Origin of the sequence: Pseudomonas sp. BS3767, assembly GCF_900099665.1 — a bacterium.
Taxonomy (GTDB): Bacteria; Pseudomonadota; Gammaproteobacteria; order Pseudomonadales; family Pseudomonadaceae; genus Aquipseudomonas; species Aquipseudomonas cerasi.
This window is the reverse complement of sequence record NZ_FNCX01000005.1, coordinates 30,748-45,852: the sequence shown is the minus strand read 5'-3', so window position 1 is coordinate 45,852 and position 15,105 is coordinate 30,748. Positions and strand designations below refer to the sequence as shown.

Below are 15,105 nucleotides of genomic sequence, written 5' to 3'. Positions count from 1 at the left end.
GTGTAGTGTGCGCAGCCAAAACAAGGGGCGCACACATGCAAGACCTGCTGAACGAAATCCTCGATGAAGTAAGACCTTTGCTTGGCCAGGGCAAGGTAGCCGATTACATCCCGGCGCTGGGCGAGGTCCGGCCAGATCAGCTGGGCATCGCGGTGTACGGCAACGATGGTCAGGTGTTCAGCGCCGGTGACGCCGAAACAGCGTTTTCGATACAGAGCATTTCCAAGGTGTTCAGCCTGGTACAAGCCATCGGTCACTCGGGCGAGGAGATCTGGCAGCGCCTCGGGCACGAGCCTTCCGGCCAGCCGTTCAACTCGCTGGTGCAACTGGAATTCGAGCAGGGCAGGCCGCGCAACCCGTTCATCAATGCCGGTGCGCTGGTGATCTGCGACATCAACCAGGCGCGGTTTGCAGCACCGTCACTGTCAATGCGCGACTTCGTTCGACGCCTGTGCGGCAATCGGGCGATCACCTCCGACTCCAAAGTCGCTGACTCCGAATACCAGCACCGTTCGCGCAATGCTGCGGCGGCCTATCTGATGAAATCCTTCGATAATTTTCACGGCGATGTGGAAGACGTGCTGCGCAGCTACTTTCATCATTGTGCGCTGAGCATGAACTGCATCGACCTGGCCAAGGCGTTCGGGTTTCTGGCCCATCAGGGCTTTTGCGCGCACAGCGGCGAGCAGGTCCTTACGGCGCGACAGGCCACCCAGGTCAACTCGATCATGGCCACCAGCGGCCTGTACGACGAAGCCGGCAATTTCGCCTATCGCGTAGGCCTGCCGGGCAAGAGCGGGGTAGGCGGTGGTATCGTTGCGATCGTGCCCGAACGTGCTTCGGTCTGTGTATGGTCCCCGGAGTTGAACGCAGCGGGCAATTCCCTTGTCGGTATGGCTGCGCTGGAGAAACTCAGCGCGCGGGTCGACTGGTCGGTCTTTTGAGATAAAAAGCCTTCTGAAGTGAACAGCGCGTCGAAGCGCGAACCAGACAGGAGTCATGGATTGAATCGAAGGCTATGCAAATCGCTCCTGCTGAGCGTCGGGCTACTGGTGTTGGCAGGCTGTGGCACGCAGCGCGTCCAGGAACCCGAACTGACGCCTGAACAGGCGCGTGCGCAGATCGTGCGTCTGATGCCTGCCAATGTGACGGATCGCCAGGCGTGGGCTACGGATATTCATGCCGCGTTTGCTGCGCAGAAGATCCCGCTGACCACCGAAAACCTGTGTTCGGTGATGGCCGTTACCGAGCAGGAGTCGACCTTTCAGGTCGATCCTGCGGTGCCGGACATGGGCCGCATCGCCCGCGCCGAAATCAACCGCCGCGCGGCGCGGCTGCACATTCCCAATGCGCTGATCGCCACTGCATTGCGCGTGCGCTCGCCGGACGGCAAGACTTACGGCAAACGCCTCGATTCTGCGCGCACCGAGAAAGACCTCAGCGCGATCTTCGATGATTTCATCGGCATGGTGCCGCTGGGGCAGACGTTGTTCGGCAACTTCAATCCGGTCAAGACCGGCGGGCCGATGCAGGTCAGCATCGCCTTTGCCGAGAAACACGCCGAGGATTACCCCTACACGGTCGATGGTTCGATTCGTCGCGAAGTCTTCACCCGCCGTGGCGGCATGTACTTCGGTATCGCCCACCTGCTGGGCTACCCGGTCAACTACACCCAGTCGCTGTACCGTTTTGCCGACTTCAATGCCGGCTGGTACGCAAGCCGCAATGCTGCCTTCCAGAATGCCGTGAGTCGGGCGACCGGCATCGAGCTGGCGCTGGATGGCGATCTGATCCGCTTTGACTCCACCTCGCCGGGCTCCACCGAGCTTGCGGTGCGCACCCTTGGCGATCGACTGGGCATGAACAAGTCGCAGATATGGAGCCAGCTCAAGCAGGGCGACACGCTGGAATTCGAGGAGACCGACCTGTACAGCAAGGTCTTCGCACTGGCGGACAGGGCAGCTGGCAAACCGTTGCCCAGAGCGATCCTGCCAGGCATCAACCTGAAAAGCCCGAAAATCACCCGTAACCTCACCACCGCCTGGTTTGCCGAGCGCGTCGACGACCGACGCGAGCGTTGCGTACAGCGCGCACCGAAGTGAGTTTGAATCAACGTGACAGGAGTTTCACCGTCATCGCATCCCGCTTGCCCTCGAAAAACGTATCCAGCACCTTTTGAAACACAGGTCGCTCAGGCGCTGCGATGCTGAACAGGGTCATGCTCGAATGCAGTTTCATGTCATCAGGCGAGCTGAAGATCTGTCGTGCCGAACGTTCTACCTGAGGAGCAATGATGCCGGCGCACTGTTCCAGACGCGGGCCCAATACAGGATGTTGCAGGTAAGCCCGGGCCTCGTCGATGTCGGTGATTGCGTAGTGTCGCGCCGTGTCGCTGCGCCCCAGCCCGTGGATCTGCGGGAACACGAACCACATCCAGTGGGAACGTTTCTGCCCGGCTTCGAGTTCCGTCAATACGTGCTGGAACAGCGGTTGCTGGGCATCGACAAAGCGTTGCAGGTTGTAAGCATCTTTCATGATGAGTTTCCTGTTTTTCAACGAACCTGTGGTCGTATGATGGCCGCCCGACATGGGGGTTCGACCTGTCTGAAGAGTTTTTAAGCGTATGCCGGTTTTCAAGCGTTTCATTTCGTTCATGCACCAGGCCTTGCGCGCGATGCATCTGGTCTGGACCACTTCCCGAGCGCTGTCCATCGGCCTGATCGTCGCCACGCTGATCGCCGGCTTGCTGCCGGCGCTGGCCGCCTGGTTAGGCCAGCGCATCGTCGATGCGGTGGTCGCTGCCATGCAGTTGCACGCCAGCGCAGGCGAAGCACCGTTATGGCCGGTGTTGCGCTATGTGTTGTTCGAAGCCGGTGTGCTGGCTTTGCTCGCGGCAGCACAGCGCGGGCTTTCCGTGCAGCAGGCGTTGCTGCGCGTGCTGCTGGGGCAGAAGGTCAATACCCTGATTCTGGAGAAGGCCCAGACCCTGTCGCTGTCGCAGTTCGAAGACTCGGAGTTTTACGACAAGCTGGTGCGCGTCCGGCGTGAAGCCTCGACCCGGCCGCTGGCACTGGTGACCAAATCCCTGGGATTGCTGCAAAACCTCATTTCGCTGATCAGCTTTGCCGTACTGCTGGTGCATTTCTCGCCCTGGGCGTTGCTGATTCTGGTGCTCGGCGCATTGCCGGTGTTCTTTGCCGAGGCGCATTTTTCCGGCGACGCGTTCCGCCTGTTTACCCGGCGTGCTCCGGAAACCCGTCGGCAGAACTACATCGAAACACTGCTCTCCCACGAGGGCTACATCAAAGAGGTCAAGCTGTTCGGCTTCGCGCCGCTGCTGCTCAAGCGTTACCGCGACACCTTCGAGCGTCTGTATGCCGAAGACCGGCGCCTGACGGTGCGCCGTGATGGTTGGGGCTTCCTGCTCGGCCTGCTCGGCACGGCTGCGTTTTACCTGGCCTACGCCTGGGTGGTGGTCGATGCGGTGCACGGGCGGATCACCCTGGGGCAGATGACCATGTACCTGGTGCTGTTCAAGCAGGGGCAGGCCGCAGTAAGCAGCAGTCTCAGCGCCATCAGTGGTTTATACGAGGACGGGCTGTATCTGGCCGACCTGTATGTCTACCTCGGTCAGCCGGTTACGCCGTCTGCCGGCAGCCTGACCGTGGGCGCGCAGCCCGGTGATGGCATGCGCTTCGAGAACGTCAGTTTCACTTATCCGGGGACCAGCCGTCCGGCACTGGAAAACATCGATCTGCACTTGGCGCCGGGGCGCAGCGTCGCCCTGGTGGGCGAGAACGGCTCGGGAAAAACCACCTTGATCAAGCTGCTGACGCGTCTTTACCAACCTGATCAAGGCCGCATTCTGCTGGACGGCAGCGACCTGCAGGAGTGGGATGAAGACGCCTTGCGCTCGCGCATCGGCGTGATTTTTCAGGACTTCATTCGCTATCAGTTTCTGGTCGGCGAGAACCTCGGCGTTGGCGACACTCAGGCCTTCCATGATGAAGGCCGTTGGCGCGAAGCGGCGGCGCAGGGCATGGCCGCGCAGTTCATCGAACAGCTCGACAAAGGCTACGCCACACAATTGGGTCGCTGGTTTGCGGGAGGCCAGGAGCTGTCCGGCGGGCAATGGCAGAAAATCGCGTTGTCACGCGCTTACATGCGCCGCGACGCCGATATCCTGATTCTCGACGAGCCGACTGCCGCGCTGGACGCAGGCGCAGAAGCGGCAGTATTCGAGCATTTTCGCGAGTACGCCAAAGGGCGCATGACGCTACTCATATCGCATCGGTTTTCCAGCGTGCGCAACGCCGAACACATTGTGGTGCTGGAGCACGGGCGAGTGCTGGAACGCGGTGATCATGACAGCCTGATCGCCACCGCAGGGCGCTACGCCGCGCTGTTCGATCTGCAGGCGCAGGGTTATCGCTAGGTGAAACCGGATAAAAAGTGTTGCAGTGAATGACCAGTCGGCGTTTTATGGGAGCCCTGTTTCAGGCTGTATCTTTTTGAATCAAACGGAGACATCGATGCAATTTCGTAAATTGGGCAAAACCGATCTGTCGGTCAGCGCGATCTGTCTGGGCACCATGACCTGGGGCGAGCAGAACACCCAGGATGAAGCATTCGAACAGATTCGTATGGCCAAGGATGCCAAGGTCAACTTCCTCGACACCGCAGAAATGTACCCGGTGCCGCCGCGTGGCGAGACCTACACCAAGACCGAAAGCATCATCGGCGAGTACTTCAAGAAGTACGGCGACCGCAACGACTGGGTACTGGCCAGCAAGGTCGCCGGTCCAGGTCGTATGGATCATATCCGCGATGGCAATCCGCGCCTCGACCGCAAGAACATCACTGCGGCGCTGGAAGCCAGCCTCAAGCGCCTTAATACCGATTACCTGGACCTGTACCAGTTGCACTGGCCGGATCGCAAGACCAACTTCTTCGGCGTACTCGGTTACACCCACGACCCGGATGATCAGGCCGTCGAAATCGAAGAGACTCTGTCGGTACTGGGCGATCTGGTCAAGGCGGGCAAGATTCGTCACTTCGGCCTCTCCAACGAAACGCCATGGGGCACTCAGCGTTTTCTGCACCTTGCCGAAACCCTCGATCTGCCACGTGCCGTCTCGATCCAGAACCCCTACAACCTGCTTAACCGCACGTTTGAAGTCGGTCTGGCGGAAATCGCCATTCGCGAACAGATCGGCCTGCTGGCGTACTCGCCACTGGCGTTCGGTGTGCTGGCGGGCAAGTACCTGGATGGCGCACGTCCGGCCGATGGCCGTCTGACCCTGTTCGAGCGTTTTCAGCGCTACAACAATCCGCAGGCCGTCACGGCTACAGCCAGGTACGTCGCGCTGGCCCGCGAGCATGGTCTGGATCCTTCGCAGATGGCGCTGGCCTACGTGACCAGTCGGCCGTTCGTGACCAGTAACATCATTGGCGCCACGAAACTCGATCAACTGAAGATCAATCTGGAGAGCATCGACGTCACGCTGTCCGATGAAGTCATCGCCGGTATCGAGGCCATTCACACCTCGCAGCCAAACCCCGCGCCATAACCTGCACTGAACTTAATTTCAGCCTCGCCAGTCAGCACTAATACGCTTACTCCGAGGCTGAAATTGATGCACATCTCACTCAAGCAACAAGTCGCAATCGTTACCGGCGCCAGTTCCGGTCTGGGCGCAGGTGCCGCGCGCGCGCTGGCAGAGGCCGGTGCCGCCGTCGTGATCAACTACAACTCCAAGCCTGAACCTGCCGAGAAGCTGGCCGAAGAGATTCGCGCGGCCGGGGGCAAGGCGCTGGCTGTGGGTGCCGACGTTTCGAAAGAAGAAGACGTCGAGCGGCTGTTTGCACAGACCATCGAACATTTCGGCGCCGTGGATATTCTGGTCGCCAATTCCGGCTTGCAGAAGGACGCGTCGATCGTCGACATGACGCTGGAAGACTGGAATACCGTCATTAACGTCAACCTGACCGGGCAGTTTCTCTGCGCCCGCGCTGCATTGCGCCAGTTCATCAAGCAGGGCATGCGCCCCGGTGTGTCGCGGGCAATGGGCAAGATCATTCACATGAGTTCAGTGCACCAGTTGATTCCATGGGCCGGGCACGTCAATTACGCAGCGTCCAAGGGCGGCGTCGACCTGTTGATGCGCAGCATCGCTCAGGAAGTCGGCGAGCTGAAAATTCGCGTCAACAGTGTTGCCCCAGGTGCCATCCGTACGCCGATCAATGCCGATGCACGCAAGGGCGACGCCGAGAAGGAAATGCTCAAGCTGATCCCTTATGGTCGTATAGGCGAGCCGGAAGATGTCGCCAATGCTGTGCTCTGGCTGGCTTCCGATGCCTCGGATTATGTGCATGGCACCACCCTGTTCATCGACGGGGGCATGACCCTCTATCCGGAGTTCCGAGGCAATGGCTGATTTTTCCGCAGAGGCGCAAAACCGTATCGAGGATCACGGCATCATCGGCGACATGCGCAGTGCTGCCCTGATCGCCGACACCGGCAGTATCGATTTCTGTTGCTGGCCGGACTTCGACAGCCCGTCGATTTTCACCGCGTTGCTGGACACGCCCGACGCCGGGATCTTTCAGCTGGCGCCCGATCTGCCTGACGCCAGGCGGCTGCAAATCTACCTGCCGGACACCAACGTCCTGCAAACCCGCTGGATTTCCGAGGACGCGGTGGTGGAAGTCACCGACCTGATGCCGATCGGCGAGGACAAGGACGATCTGCCGCGCATCGTGCGCCGCGTTCAGGTGCGCTTTGGCCAAGCCACGCTGCGCATGCGCTGCCGAGTGCGCATGGATTACAGCCGCGCCGACACCACCGCGCGGGTCGAGGGTGAGGACATCTGTTTCGAAGCCGCCGGGCAACCGGGCATGCGCCTGTCGGCGGCGACGCCGTTGCGTCTCGAGCAGCACGACGCCGTGGCCGAATTTCATATGCACAAGGGCCAGACCATCGAGTTCATCCTTGGCGGAATTGACGATCCGAACGTTGCTGCGGGCAAATGCTCGCGCTATTTCGATGACACCTTGAAGTTCTGGCGGCGCTGGTCCGGGCAATCGCAATACACCGGGCGCTGGCGTGAAATGGTCACCCGTTCGGCGTTGGCGCTCAAGCTGCTGACCTCGCGCAAGCACGGCGGCATTGTCGCGGCCGCGACGTTCGGGCTGCCGGAAACCGAGGGCGGCGAACGTAACTGGGATTACCGTTACACCTGGATACGTGACGCGTCGTTCACCGTGTATGCGTTCATGCGCCTGGGGTACACCGATGAAGCCAATGCCTTCATGAGCTGGGTGCGTGGGCGACTGGATGACTGCTGCGAACAGACCGAGAAACTCGGCATTCTCTATGCGCTGGATGGCCACGCCGAGCTGCCGGAAGATAATCTCGATCACTTGTCCGGCTACGGCGGTGCGCAGCCGGTACGCATCGGCAACGAAGCGTACAAGCAGGTTCAGCTGGATATCTACGGTGAGCTGATGGATGCCGTGTACCTGGCCAACAAGTACGGCGACGCCATCTCGCACGACGGTTGGCAACATGTGGTGCGTCAGGTCGACTATGTGTGCGAGCACTGGAACGACAGGGACGTGGGCATCTGGGAAATGCGCGGCGGCGATCAGCACTTCCTGCACTCCCGGCTTATGTGCTGGGTAGCGCTGGACCGGGCACTGCGTCTTGCCTTCAAGCGTTCACTGTCGGGGCCGTTCGAGCGTTGGACCAAGGTGCGCGAGGAGATCCACAACGATATCTGGGAGAACTTCTGGAACGACGACCTGGGGCACTTCGTGCAGCACAAGGGCAGTCGCAATCTGGACGCCTCGATGTTGCTGATGCCGTTGGTGCGCTTCGTCGGTGCCAATGATCCCAAATGGCTTGCGACGCTGGATGCCATCGAGGCCGCGCTGGTGCGTGACGGAATGGTGTTCCGTTACCGCAACGACGACGATCATGATGATGGCCTGGCAGGTGAGGAGGGCGCCTTCGTGGCTTGCTCGTTCTGGTACGTCGAATGCCTGGCTCGCGCCGGTCGGGTCGAACAGGCGCACTTGGAGTTCGAGCAGTTGCTGCGTTACGCCAATCCGTTGGGCTTGTACGCCGAAGAGTTCGACGCGCATGCTCATCATCTGGGCAATACGCCACAGGCCTTGAGCCATCTGGCGTTGATCAGTGCGGCCAGTTTTCTGGACCGCAAACTGGGCGGCGGGCAGGCGCTTTGGCAGCCCTGAAAAGGTACAGAAACGCATCAATCACAAGCGGCTCCACGTTGTCGCAATGAATAATGCCACCGGCTGTTCTTTCGGCCGGTGGTTTTGAAACGATGGCCGATATTGACTACTTGAATCATGAGCTAAACGCTATCAACCCATCAGCCGCGCCGAGGGCGTTATACCATTCGGTTGTCTGACACTTTCTACGCTGCGACAAGTATTGATTCATGGTTCAATCAAATAACCGGATCGCGCGGTACAACTTCAACGTTATCAGCCATGCGCGGCGCGAAGGGCCGGTAGTTAAGCAGTGATTCTGTCTGCCGAAGGCCGCTCCTGGATTCGTTGGGCCCCCGCGAGCTTCGGCAGCGTTATCTGGATACTCTGCAGGCCTTCGCCAACTTCGCGGCGGCGACGGTGATGGCGGGTTGGCGCCCCGTGAACTTATCTGCCAGCGTGCAGCTCACCAGCGTGTGCGGCAGGAGATCGTACTGGTCGACAACTGGCCGGCGCGCCGCTACCCACTGCAACGTCCGTGCTTCAGGGGATCCTGGAAGCGCCGGTGTGTGGAAGTCACGCGCGAGTTATGTGCCGACAGGGCCAATCCCAAACGACTTGCCAGGCGGTTGGGGATCCACAGATATAGCCAAAAGAAGAGTTCATTGGTCGCAGACATCAAAAAAATAATGAATTTCTTCGCCACGAATAGAGTCACCTATACTTCAAGCCACTGCTGAAAAAGGATCAGACTTTCAATGGCACTTCCAAAGCATTACCGCATTGATTATCTGCTGAATGGTTCGTTCAAGAGCTTTTATATACGAACCGAGAATATGGATAACGCTGAAGCATGGCACTACGCAAGTGTCGATGCAGGTCTCGCACGCATACCGAAATATCGACTGGAGAAGGTCGCTCGGGTATCGAAACCCTATGCCGAGCACTTTGGTGTCACCAATGTTGAGTGGGCTCAGGCCTGAACCCACTCAACCCTGCACCCTGTCATCGGTGAGCGATCTGCTCCAGCGCAAGATTGCGTGTGCGTGGCCCGAATCGGCCGATGGTGACGATCACGATCAACATGCTGCCGACGATGAAGGCCAGCACGCCCGGCGTGCCGAAGTGGTCTAGAAATATCCCGATCAGCAGGCTGCTGAACACCGTTGACAGTCGGCTGAACGAGTAGCAGAAGCCTACCGCGCGGGCGCGGATGTTGGTCGGGAACAGCTCACCCTGATACGAGTGGTAGCTGAAGCTCAGCCATGCGTTGCAGAACGTGATCATGATCCCGCAGAAAATCAGTCCTGCCGCGCTGGTCTGAAAGGCGAACAGGCTGCCAAAAATCATCGCCCCCAACGCCGAACCGACGATTTGCCATTTGTTTTCGAAGCGGTTGGCAAATTTCACGAACAGCAGCGGCCCCAGCGGATAAGCCAGCGTGATCACGAACGCATACCCCAGGCTGTGAGTAACGCTCAGGCCCTGACCCGAGAGCAGGGCAGGCAGCCAGTTGCCGAAGCCAAAGAAGCCGATGGCCTGGAACACATGAAACACAATCAGCATCAGCGCGCGGCGCCGATAGGGTGGCTGCCACATGTCGGCAAATCGGCCGTTGCCTGACAGCGCTACGTTTTCCGGTTCAGGCTCATCCAGTGGTTTGCCGTGGTCCTTGATGCAGCGTGCCTCAATGCCGTCCATGATTCGCTCGGCTTCATCGAAGCGTGCCTTCTGCGCCAGCCAGCGCGGCGATTCCGGCAGCGCCGAGCGCAGCCACCAGACAAACAGGGCGAAGACTGCACTGCTGATCACTACCCAACGCCAGCCGGAAAAACCGAAAGGGTCCTGGGGCACCAGCCACCACGACATCAGCGCGACGCTGGGGACTGACAAAAACTGAATGAAGAAGGCAAAGGCGAATGCCGAACTGCGAATGCGCTTGGGCACCAGTTCCGACAGGTAAGTGTCGATGGTGACCAGCTCGACCCCCAGGCCGATACCCACGACGAAGCGCATGCCTATCACGCCCAGTGCAGAGGTTTGCAGGCCCATGATTACGGTGGCCACGGTGTACCAGATCAGCGCGAAGGTAAAGATCGCACGGCGTCCGTAACGATCGGCAATCGGGCTGACAAGGCTGGCACCGAAGAACAGCCCCAGAAAGGTCGCCGAGGCGAAGGCCGCCTGATCGGAGAAACCAAACAGACCCTGGCTTCCTGTGGCGAAGATCCCGTCGCGGATCAGGCCGGGACTGATGTACGCGGTCTGGAACAGGTCGTAAAGCTCGAAAAAACCGGCGAGAGACAGCAGGGCGACCAGTCGCCAGATAGTCGCGACCGCAGGCAGTCGGTCAATGCGCGCCGAGATATACGCTGCCCGCAACGGCTCGTTCGCGGCTGCCTCGGCATGAGGTAATGAGGTCATGGATGGCCATCCTGAGTTCTTGTTAAGGCCTGAATACTACTCCTTACAATTTGTAATCATTGGTCTTTTAATGCGGTTATCGAGCTCTAAAAGATGAAAAATTGTTTACCGGATCAATTTTTCGATTTTTTATATCGGATCCATTAAAGCGATGGAATTGCGTGGAAATGAGAACGGCGCAGTGATGACCTAGTCAGGCAGAGAGGCAGGCGAAAAACAGCAGGCATGACGCCAGCAATGATGTATCAACATGTGTCGTAAAACCTTAGGATGATGCCTTAACTTTCTGCATTCCGGGTTCCCGTGACGTACAAACTGCCCACTACTGCCACCGCTCCTTTCTGCCCCTCGGCGACTACCGACAGTGTGGCCATTCCGCCGAACGCGTCCTTGCTGCGCAAGATGATGCTGTTCGTCGGGCCTGGCCTGCTGGTTTCCATCGGCTACATGGACCCTGGCAACTGGGCGACAGCCATCGAGGCCGGGTCGCGCTTCGGCTACTCACTGCTGTTCGTGGTGGTGCTGGCCAGCCTCTCGGGAATGGTCTTGCAAAACCTCTGTTCGCGGTTGGGCATCGCTACCGGCCGTGATCTGGCGCAGCTGTCGGCCGCCCGCTACAGCCGTAAGGTCGCCAAGGGCCAGTGGCTGCTGGCGGAGTTGTCGATCATCGCCACCGATCTGGCCGAAGTGCTGGGGGCAGCGTTGGCGTTTCATCTGTTGCTCGGCGTCTCCATCACCACCGGTGTGGCGCTGACCGCCTTCGATACGCTGATCGTGTTGGCCTTGCAGGGCGCCAATTTTCGCCGTCTGGAGGCCATCGTGCTGGGGCTGATTGCAACCATCGCCAGTTGCTTCGCCGTCGAGCTGTTTCTGATCAAGCCGTTCTGGCCGGACGTCGTCGCGGGTCTGAAGCCGAGTTGGGATGTATTGAGCAGCCAGGAGCCGCTGTACATCGCCATCGGCATTCTGGGCGCCACCGTCATGCCGCATAACCTTTACCTGCATTCGTCTGTGGTGCAGACGCGGGTCAACGGTTCGGACCAGGCCAGCAAGGCCAGCGCCATTCGCTATGCGCGCCTCGACACCATCGGTTCGCTGAGCCTGGCACTGCTGATCAATGCGGCGATTCTGATCCTCGCTGCTGCCGCTTTTCACAAGACCGGGCATACCGAGGTGGTCGAGATTCAGGACGCCTATCACCTGCTCGATCCGCTGGTAGGTGGCGCGATCGCCAGCGTGCTGTTCGGTATCGCGCTGCTGGCGGCAGGGCAAAGCTCGACATTTACCGGCACGATTGCCGGGCAAGTGGTGCTCGAAGGTTTTCTGCAGGCAAAGATTCCGTGCTGGCAGCGGCGCTTGATCACGCGGGCGCTGGCACTGATTCCGGCGCTGATCGGTGTGGTCTGGCTGGGTGACAGCTCGGTGGGGCAGATGCTGGTGCTCAGCCAGGTTGTGCTGAGCCTGCAGCTGCCATTCGCGCTCTGGCCGCTGATTCGCTTTACCAGCGACCCACAACTGATGGGGCCGTTCGTCAACAGCCGGCTGGTGAAAACGGCTGCCTGGGGTCTGTTCGGGCTGATCTTGGCGGCCAATCTTACATTGCTGTGGTTCTGGATCAGCTGAACTTGGGCGGCGGCAGCGACTCTCAAGCCTGACACCAATGTCAGCCGTCAGGTAGCCCGACATGAGCACACCGAGCGACAAGGGCAGCGTCTTCGAAACCGATTTGCCCGCCCGACTGGACCGACTGCCCTGGGGGCGGTTCCATACCTTGCTGGTCGTGGCGCTGGGCATCACCTGGCTGCTTGACGGCCTGGAAGTCACCCTTGCAGGGTCGGTAGCCGGCGCCTTGAAAGCCAGCCCGGCGCTCAATCTCACCAATAGCGACATTGGCCTGGCGGGCGCCGCGTACATTGCCGGTGCCGTGTTGGGCGCGTTGTTCTTTGGCTGGCTGGCGGACCGTCTCGGGCGCCGCAAGCTGTTCTTCATCACCTTGCTGCTGTATGTCGGTGCGACGGCCGCTACGGCGTTCTCCTTCAGCGTATGGAGCTTCATGCTGTTCCGCTTTCTGACCGGTATGGGCATCGGTGGCGAGTACACTGCAATCAACTCGACCATTCAGGAATTTACCCCGGCCCGCTACCGGGGCTGGGTCGACCTGACCATCAACGGCACGTTCTGGCTGGGTGCCGCGCTCGGTGCGATTGGCTCGATTGTCTTGCTCGACCCCCTGTGGATCGGGGCCGAGCTGGGCTGGCGCCTGTGTTTCGGCATTGGTGCGGTATTGGGTCTGCTGGTTCTGCTGATGCGACTGTGGCTGCCGGAAAGCCCGCGCTGGCTGTTGATACACGGCCAGGCTGAACAGGCGAAGCAGATCGTCGAGCAAATAGAAGCCGACTTACAGCGCCAGGGCCACGTATTGCCCGCCGTAGCAGGCAAGCCCCTGCGCCTGCACGCACGAGACCACACGCCGCTGGGCGAGGTCGCCAGGACGTTGCTGGTGACGTTTCGTCAGCGTTCGCTGGTAGGCCTGACGCTGCTCACCGCCCAGGCGTTTTTCTACAACGCGATCTTTTTCACCTACGCTCTGGTGCTGACCGACTTCTATAGCGTGCCGGCCGAGCGCGTCGGCTGGTACGTGCTGCCGCTGGCGCTGGGTAATTTCTGCGGTCCGCTGCTGCTGGGTAGACTGTTTGACGTGATTGGCCGGCGGGTGATGATCAGCCTCACTTATGGCCTGTCGGGCGTACTGCTGGCAATCAGTGGCTACCTGTTCCAGCAAGGTGTGCTGGACGTGACCCAGCAGGCCATTGCGTGGATGGTGATTTTCTTCTTTGCGTCGGCAGCGGCCAGCTCGGCCTACCTGACAGTGGCGGAAACCTTTCCACTGGAAATCCGCGCGTTGGCAATCGCAGTGTTCTACGCGTTCGGTACGGGGCTGGGCGGTATGATTGGCCCGACCCTGTTTGGGGAGTTGATTGAAACAGGTGAGCGCAGCAATGTGTTGATCGGTTATCTGATCGGCGCCGGGCTGATGTTGCTGGCGGCGCTGGTGCAGGCGATATGGGGTGCGGCTGCCGAGCGCAAGTCTCTGGAGGACGTAGCGAGACCGCTGTCGCAGGCCGTGGACAACTAGTGGCGGTTAACGGAACACACCGCGAAGGCCATCTACGGATGCACGCAGGCCGATGATCCGCTCACTGACTTCTTGCGCTTCATGTGCACGGGAGGTTCGCTCGAGGTAGAGGAGATGCCCGGCGAGGTTGGCCGAAACTCGCTCTAGCTCGTCGGCGGTGCGCCTGACGTAGGCCTGGATGTCTTGCATTTGTTCGATCTGCACGGATGGTGCCCTTATAGGTCGCATCCGAGCGCACTAAATGAACGGGTGGCTATCATCAATCCACCCAACCGAGTTGTCGGCGGCAAGGTCGGCTTTCTTTAATGCCGCAGATAAATAAACAGGCCAATCATTTTTTCGCATCGTGCCGATCAGCCTAATCATCTTCCTGATCATCGTGTTCCGAATAGGAATCCAGCAACTCGGCCAGTGCCAGCGTGCGGTCCAGTCCACTGCGCGTGGACATGATTTCGGCTACCGCCTGCGTGGCGGCGACTCTGGCGGCTTCGCGTTCGGCATCGGTGTTATTGGGCGTGGCGGCCTGCGCAGCCTCAATAATCGATTGCTCAAAGGTATTCATGGTGCTCGCTCGTGAAATTCAAGTGCCTGTGATACCGAGAATGGCGGATTGTTTCAAGGCCGATCAATCACCTTCGTAGGGAAATTCCTCCAGGCTCTGCATCAAGGCAACGCCCTGTGGCCCCTGAAGGTTCTCCAGCACCCAGCAACTGCTGGCATTTTTTGCCAGCAGCAGGCGTGTCGTCTGGCTGGCGACCGGCTGCTGCGGGGCATCCTTGTAACCCAGGTTATAGGTCATTTCGACCACCGCCTGCTTGTCCGAGTTGGACACCAGCTTCCAGTCGATCGGCTTCTGCACATCCCCGTCCTGCGCATCGGTCCACGGGTTGGCACTGACGGCGCATTGATCGCCGTTCTGGCAAGCCCAGTCCTTCTTGAGCAGGCTCAGCAGAGGTTTGGACAAATAATCAGCGCTGCCTTTGCCATTCAGATAAAAATCCTGGTGCTTCTCGTAGATCCAGCGCGCCGTGTCGACCGGGGTCGCAGCCGGGCAGGCCGCATGGGCAGTGGTTGAAAGCAGGCAAGCGAAGGCAATGGCGACGGTTCTGGACATGGAGCGGGCTCGCAGAAAAGGTGGCAGTGAGAGTGACAGGCACATGACAGTGCATTTGTAAGCCAAGTGGACAAAAAAGCAATGGTTTTGGTCACGCATCAGAGGGTCGGGCAGGCTGAACCGAATTGAGGGTAATTTCATTCAATACGCGGTTCGCTGCCGTCACTACCTTGATCCGGTCATTTCCGATCGTATT

At 59.6% G+C, this 15,105-nt stretch carries 14 protein-coding genes; 9 read left to right on the top strand and 5 right to left on the bottom strand.

Annotated features, from left to right (window positions below; all coding sequences use genetic code 11):
• The first annotated feature begins 35 nt into the window (after positions 1-35).
• Both glsB and BLR16_RS15645 read left to right on the top strand, forming a co-directional pair.
• A complete protein-coding gene (glsB, locus tag BLR16_RS15650) occupies positions 36-944 on the top strand; it encodes a glutaminase B (protein WP_003367254.1) in 909 nt (302 codons plus the stop codon).
• 87 nt (positions 945-1,031) lie between these two features.
• Positions 1,032-2,102, top strand: a complete 1,071-nt coding sequence (locus BLR16_RS15645) for a DUF1615 domain-containing protein (protein WP_074808643.1) — start codon at positions 1,032-1,034, stop codon at positions 2,100-2,102.
• Between the two features lie 7 nt (positions 2,103-2,109).
• On the opposite strand, the gene BLR16_RS15640 is transcribed toward BLR16_RS15645, so the two are convergent.
• Positions 2,110-2,535, bottom strand: a complete 426-nt coding sequence (locus BLR16_RS15640; protein ID WP_058397302.1) for a DUF1810 domain-containing protein — start codon at positions 2,533-2,535, stop codon at positions 2,110-2,112.
• Positions 2,536-2,623: 88 nt separating this feature from the next.
• Here BLR16_RS15640 and BLR16_RS15635 point away from each other — a divergent pair, with 88 nt between their 5' ends.
• From BLR16_RS15635 to BLR16_RS15615, 5 genes are all read left to right on the top strand, one after another.
• Positions 2,624-4,435 carry an ABC transporter ATP-binding protein gene (locus tag BLR16_RS15635; RefSeq protein ID WP_003367258.1) on the top strand — a complete coding sequence of 604 codons (1,812 nt, stop codon included), beginning with the start codon at positions 2,624-2,626 and terminating at the stop codon, positions 4,433-4,435.
• Positions 4,436-4,532: 97 nt separating this feature from the next.
• Positions 4,533-5,570 (top strand): NADP(H)-dependent aldo-keto reductase, encoded by a 1,038-nt coding sequence (locus tag BLR16_RS15630; protein ID WP_003367259.1) that lies wholly within the window; start codon positions 4,533-4,535, stop codon positions 5,568-5,570.
• A gap of 66 nt (positions 5,571-5,636) precedes the next feature.
• Positions 5,637-6,437: an SDR family oxidoreductase gene (locus BLR16_RS15625; RefSeq protein ID WP_058397301.1), complete on the top strand. Its 801-nt coding sequence runs from the start codon at positions 5,637-5,639 to the stop codon at positions 6,435-6,437.
• Positions 6,430-8,256 (top strand): glycoside hydrolase family 15 protein, encoded by a 1,827-nt coding sequence (locus BLR16_RS15620; RefSeq protein ID WP_003367261.1) that lies wholly within the window; start codon positions 6,430-6,432, stop codon positions 8,254-8,256. Before BLR16_RS15625 ends, BLR16_RS15620 begins: the two co-directional genes overlap by 8 nt.
• Positions 8,257-8,993: 737 nt before the next feature.
• A complete protein-coding gene (locus BLR16_RS15615; RefSeq protein ID WP_054081804.1) occupies positions 8,994-9,218 on the top strand; it encodes a DUF6555 family protein in 225 nt (74 codons plus the stop codon).
• 22 nt (positions 9,219-9,240) lie between these two features.
• Here BLR16_RS15615 and BLR16_RS15610 read toward each other — a convergent pair whose 3' ends face one another.
• Entirely contained in the window at positions 9,241-10,659 is a 1,419-nt protein-coding gene (locus BLR16_RS15610; RefSeq protein ID WP_074808130.1) for an MFS transporter, read from the bottom strand.
• Positions 10,660-10,974: 315 nt separating this feature from the next.
• Between BLR16_RS15610 and BLR16_RS15605 the strand changes: the two genes are divergently transcribed.
• A complete protein-coding gene (locus BLR16_RS15605; protein WP_161437878.1) occupies positions 10,975-12,282 on the top strand; it encodes an Nramp family divalent metal transporter in 1,308 nt (435 codons plus the stop codon).
• 61 nt (positions 12,283-12,343) lie between these two features.
• The gene (locus tag BLR16_RS15600; protein WP_074808125.1) at positions 12,344-13,795 is read left to right on the top strand and encodes an MFS transporter; all 1,452 of its coding nucleotides are present in this window, start codon (positions 12,344-12,346) and stop codon (positions 13,793-13,795) included.
• Positions 13,796-13,801: 6 nt separating this feature from the next.
• Here BLR16_RS15600 and BLR16_RS15595 read toward each other — a convergent pair whose 3' ends face one another.
• The 3 genes from BLR16_RS15595 to BLR16_RS15585 form a co-directional block, all read right to left on the bottom strand.
• On the bottom strand, positions 13,802-13,999 hold the full coding sequence (locus BLR16_RS15595; protein ID WP_003367267.1) for a hypothetical protein: 198 nt from the start codon (positions 13,997-13,999) through the stop codon (positions 13,802-13,804).
• Positions 14,000-14,153: 154 nt separating this feature from the next.
• Positions 14,154-14,357: a hypothetical protein gene (locus BLR16_RS15590; protein ID WP_003367271.1), complete on the bottom strand. Its 204-nt coding sequence runs from the start codon at positions 14,355-14,357 to the stop codon at positions 14,154-14,156.
• 63 nt (positions 14,358-14,420) lie between these two features.
• Positions 14,421-14,909: a hypothetical protein gene (locus BLR16_RS15585; RefSeq protein WP_003432881.1), complete on the bottom strand. Its 489-nt coding sequence runs from the start codon at positions 14,907-14,909 to the stop codon at positions 14,421-14,423.
• Positions 14,910-15,105 lie beyond the last annotated feature (196 nt).

Coding starts and splice junctions, on each gene's coding strand:
- glsB (WP_003367254.1), top strand. CDS start 36: ATGCAAGACCTGCTGAACGAAATCCTCGATGAAGTAAGACCTTTGCTT.
- BLR16_RS15640 (WP_058397302.1), bottom strand. CDS start 2,535: ATGAAAGATGCTTACAACCTGCAACGCTTTGTCGATGCCCAGCAACCG.
- BLR16_RS15635 (WP_003367258.1), top strand. CDS start 2,624: ATGCCGGTTTTCAAGCGTTTCATTTCGTTCATGCACCAGGCCTTGCGC.
- BLR16_RS15630 (WP_003367259.1), top strand. CDS start 4,533: ATGCAATTTCGTAAATTGGGCAAAACCGATCTGTCGGTCAGCGCGATC.
- BLR16_RS15625 (WP_058397301.1), top strand. CDS start 5,637: ATGCACATCTCACTCAAGCAACAAGTCGCAATCGTTACCGGCGCCAGT.
- BLR16_RS15620 (WP_003367261.1), top strand. CDS start 6,430: ATGGCTGATTTTTCCGCAGAGGCGCAAAACCGTATCGAGGATCACGGC.
- BLR16_RS15615 (WP_054081804.1), top strand. CDS start 8,994: ATGGCACTTCCAAAGCATTACCGCATTGATTATCTGCTGAATGGTTCG.
- BLR16_RS15610 (WP_074808130.1), bottom strand. CDS start 10,659: ATGACCTCATTACCTCATGCCGAGGCAGCCGCGAACGAGCCGTTGCGG.
- BLR16_RS15600 (WP_074808125.1), top strand. CDS start 12,344: ATGAGCACACCGAGCGACAAGGGCAGCGTCTTCGAAACCGATTTGCCC.
- BLR16_RS15590 (WP_003367271.1), bottom strand. CDS start 14,357: ATGAATACCTTTGAGCAATCGATTATTGAGGCTGCGCAGGCCGCCACG.
- BLR16_RS15585 (WP_003432881.1), bottom strand. CDS start 14,909: ATGTCCAGAACCGTCGCCATTGCCTTCGCTTGCCTGCTTTCAACCACT.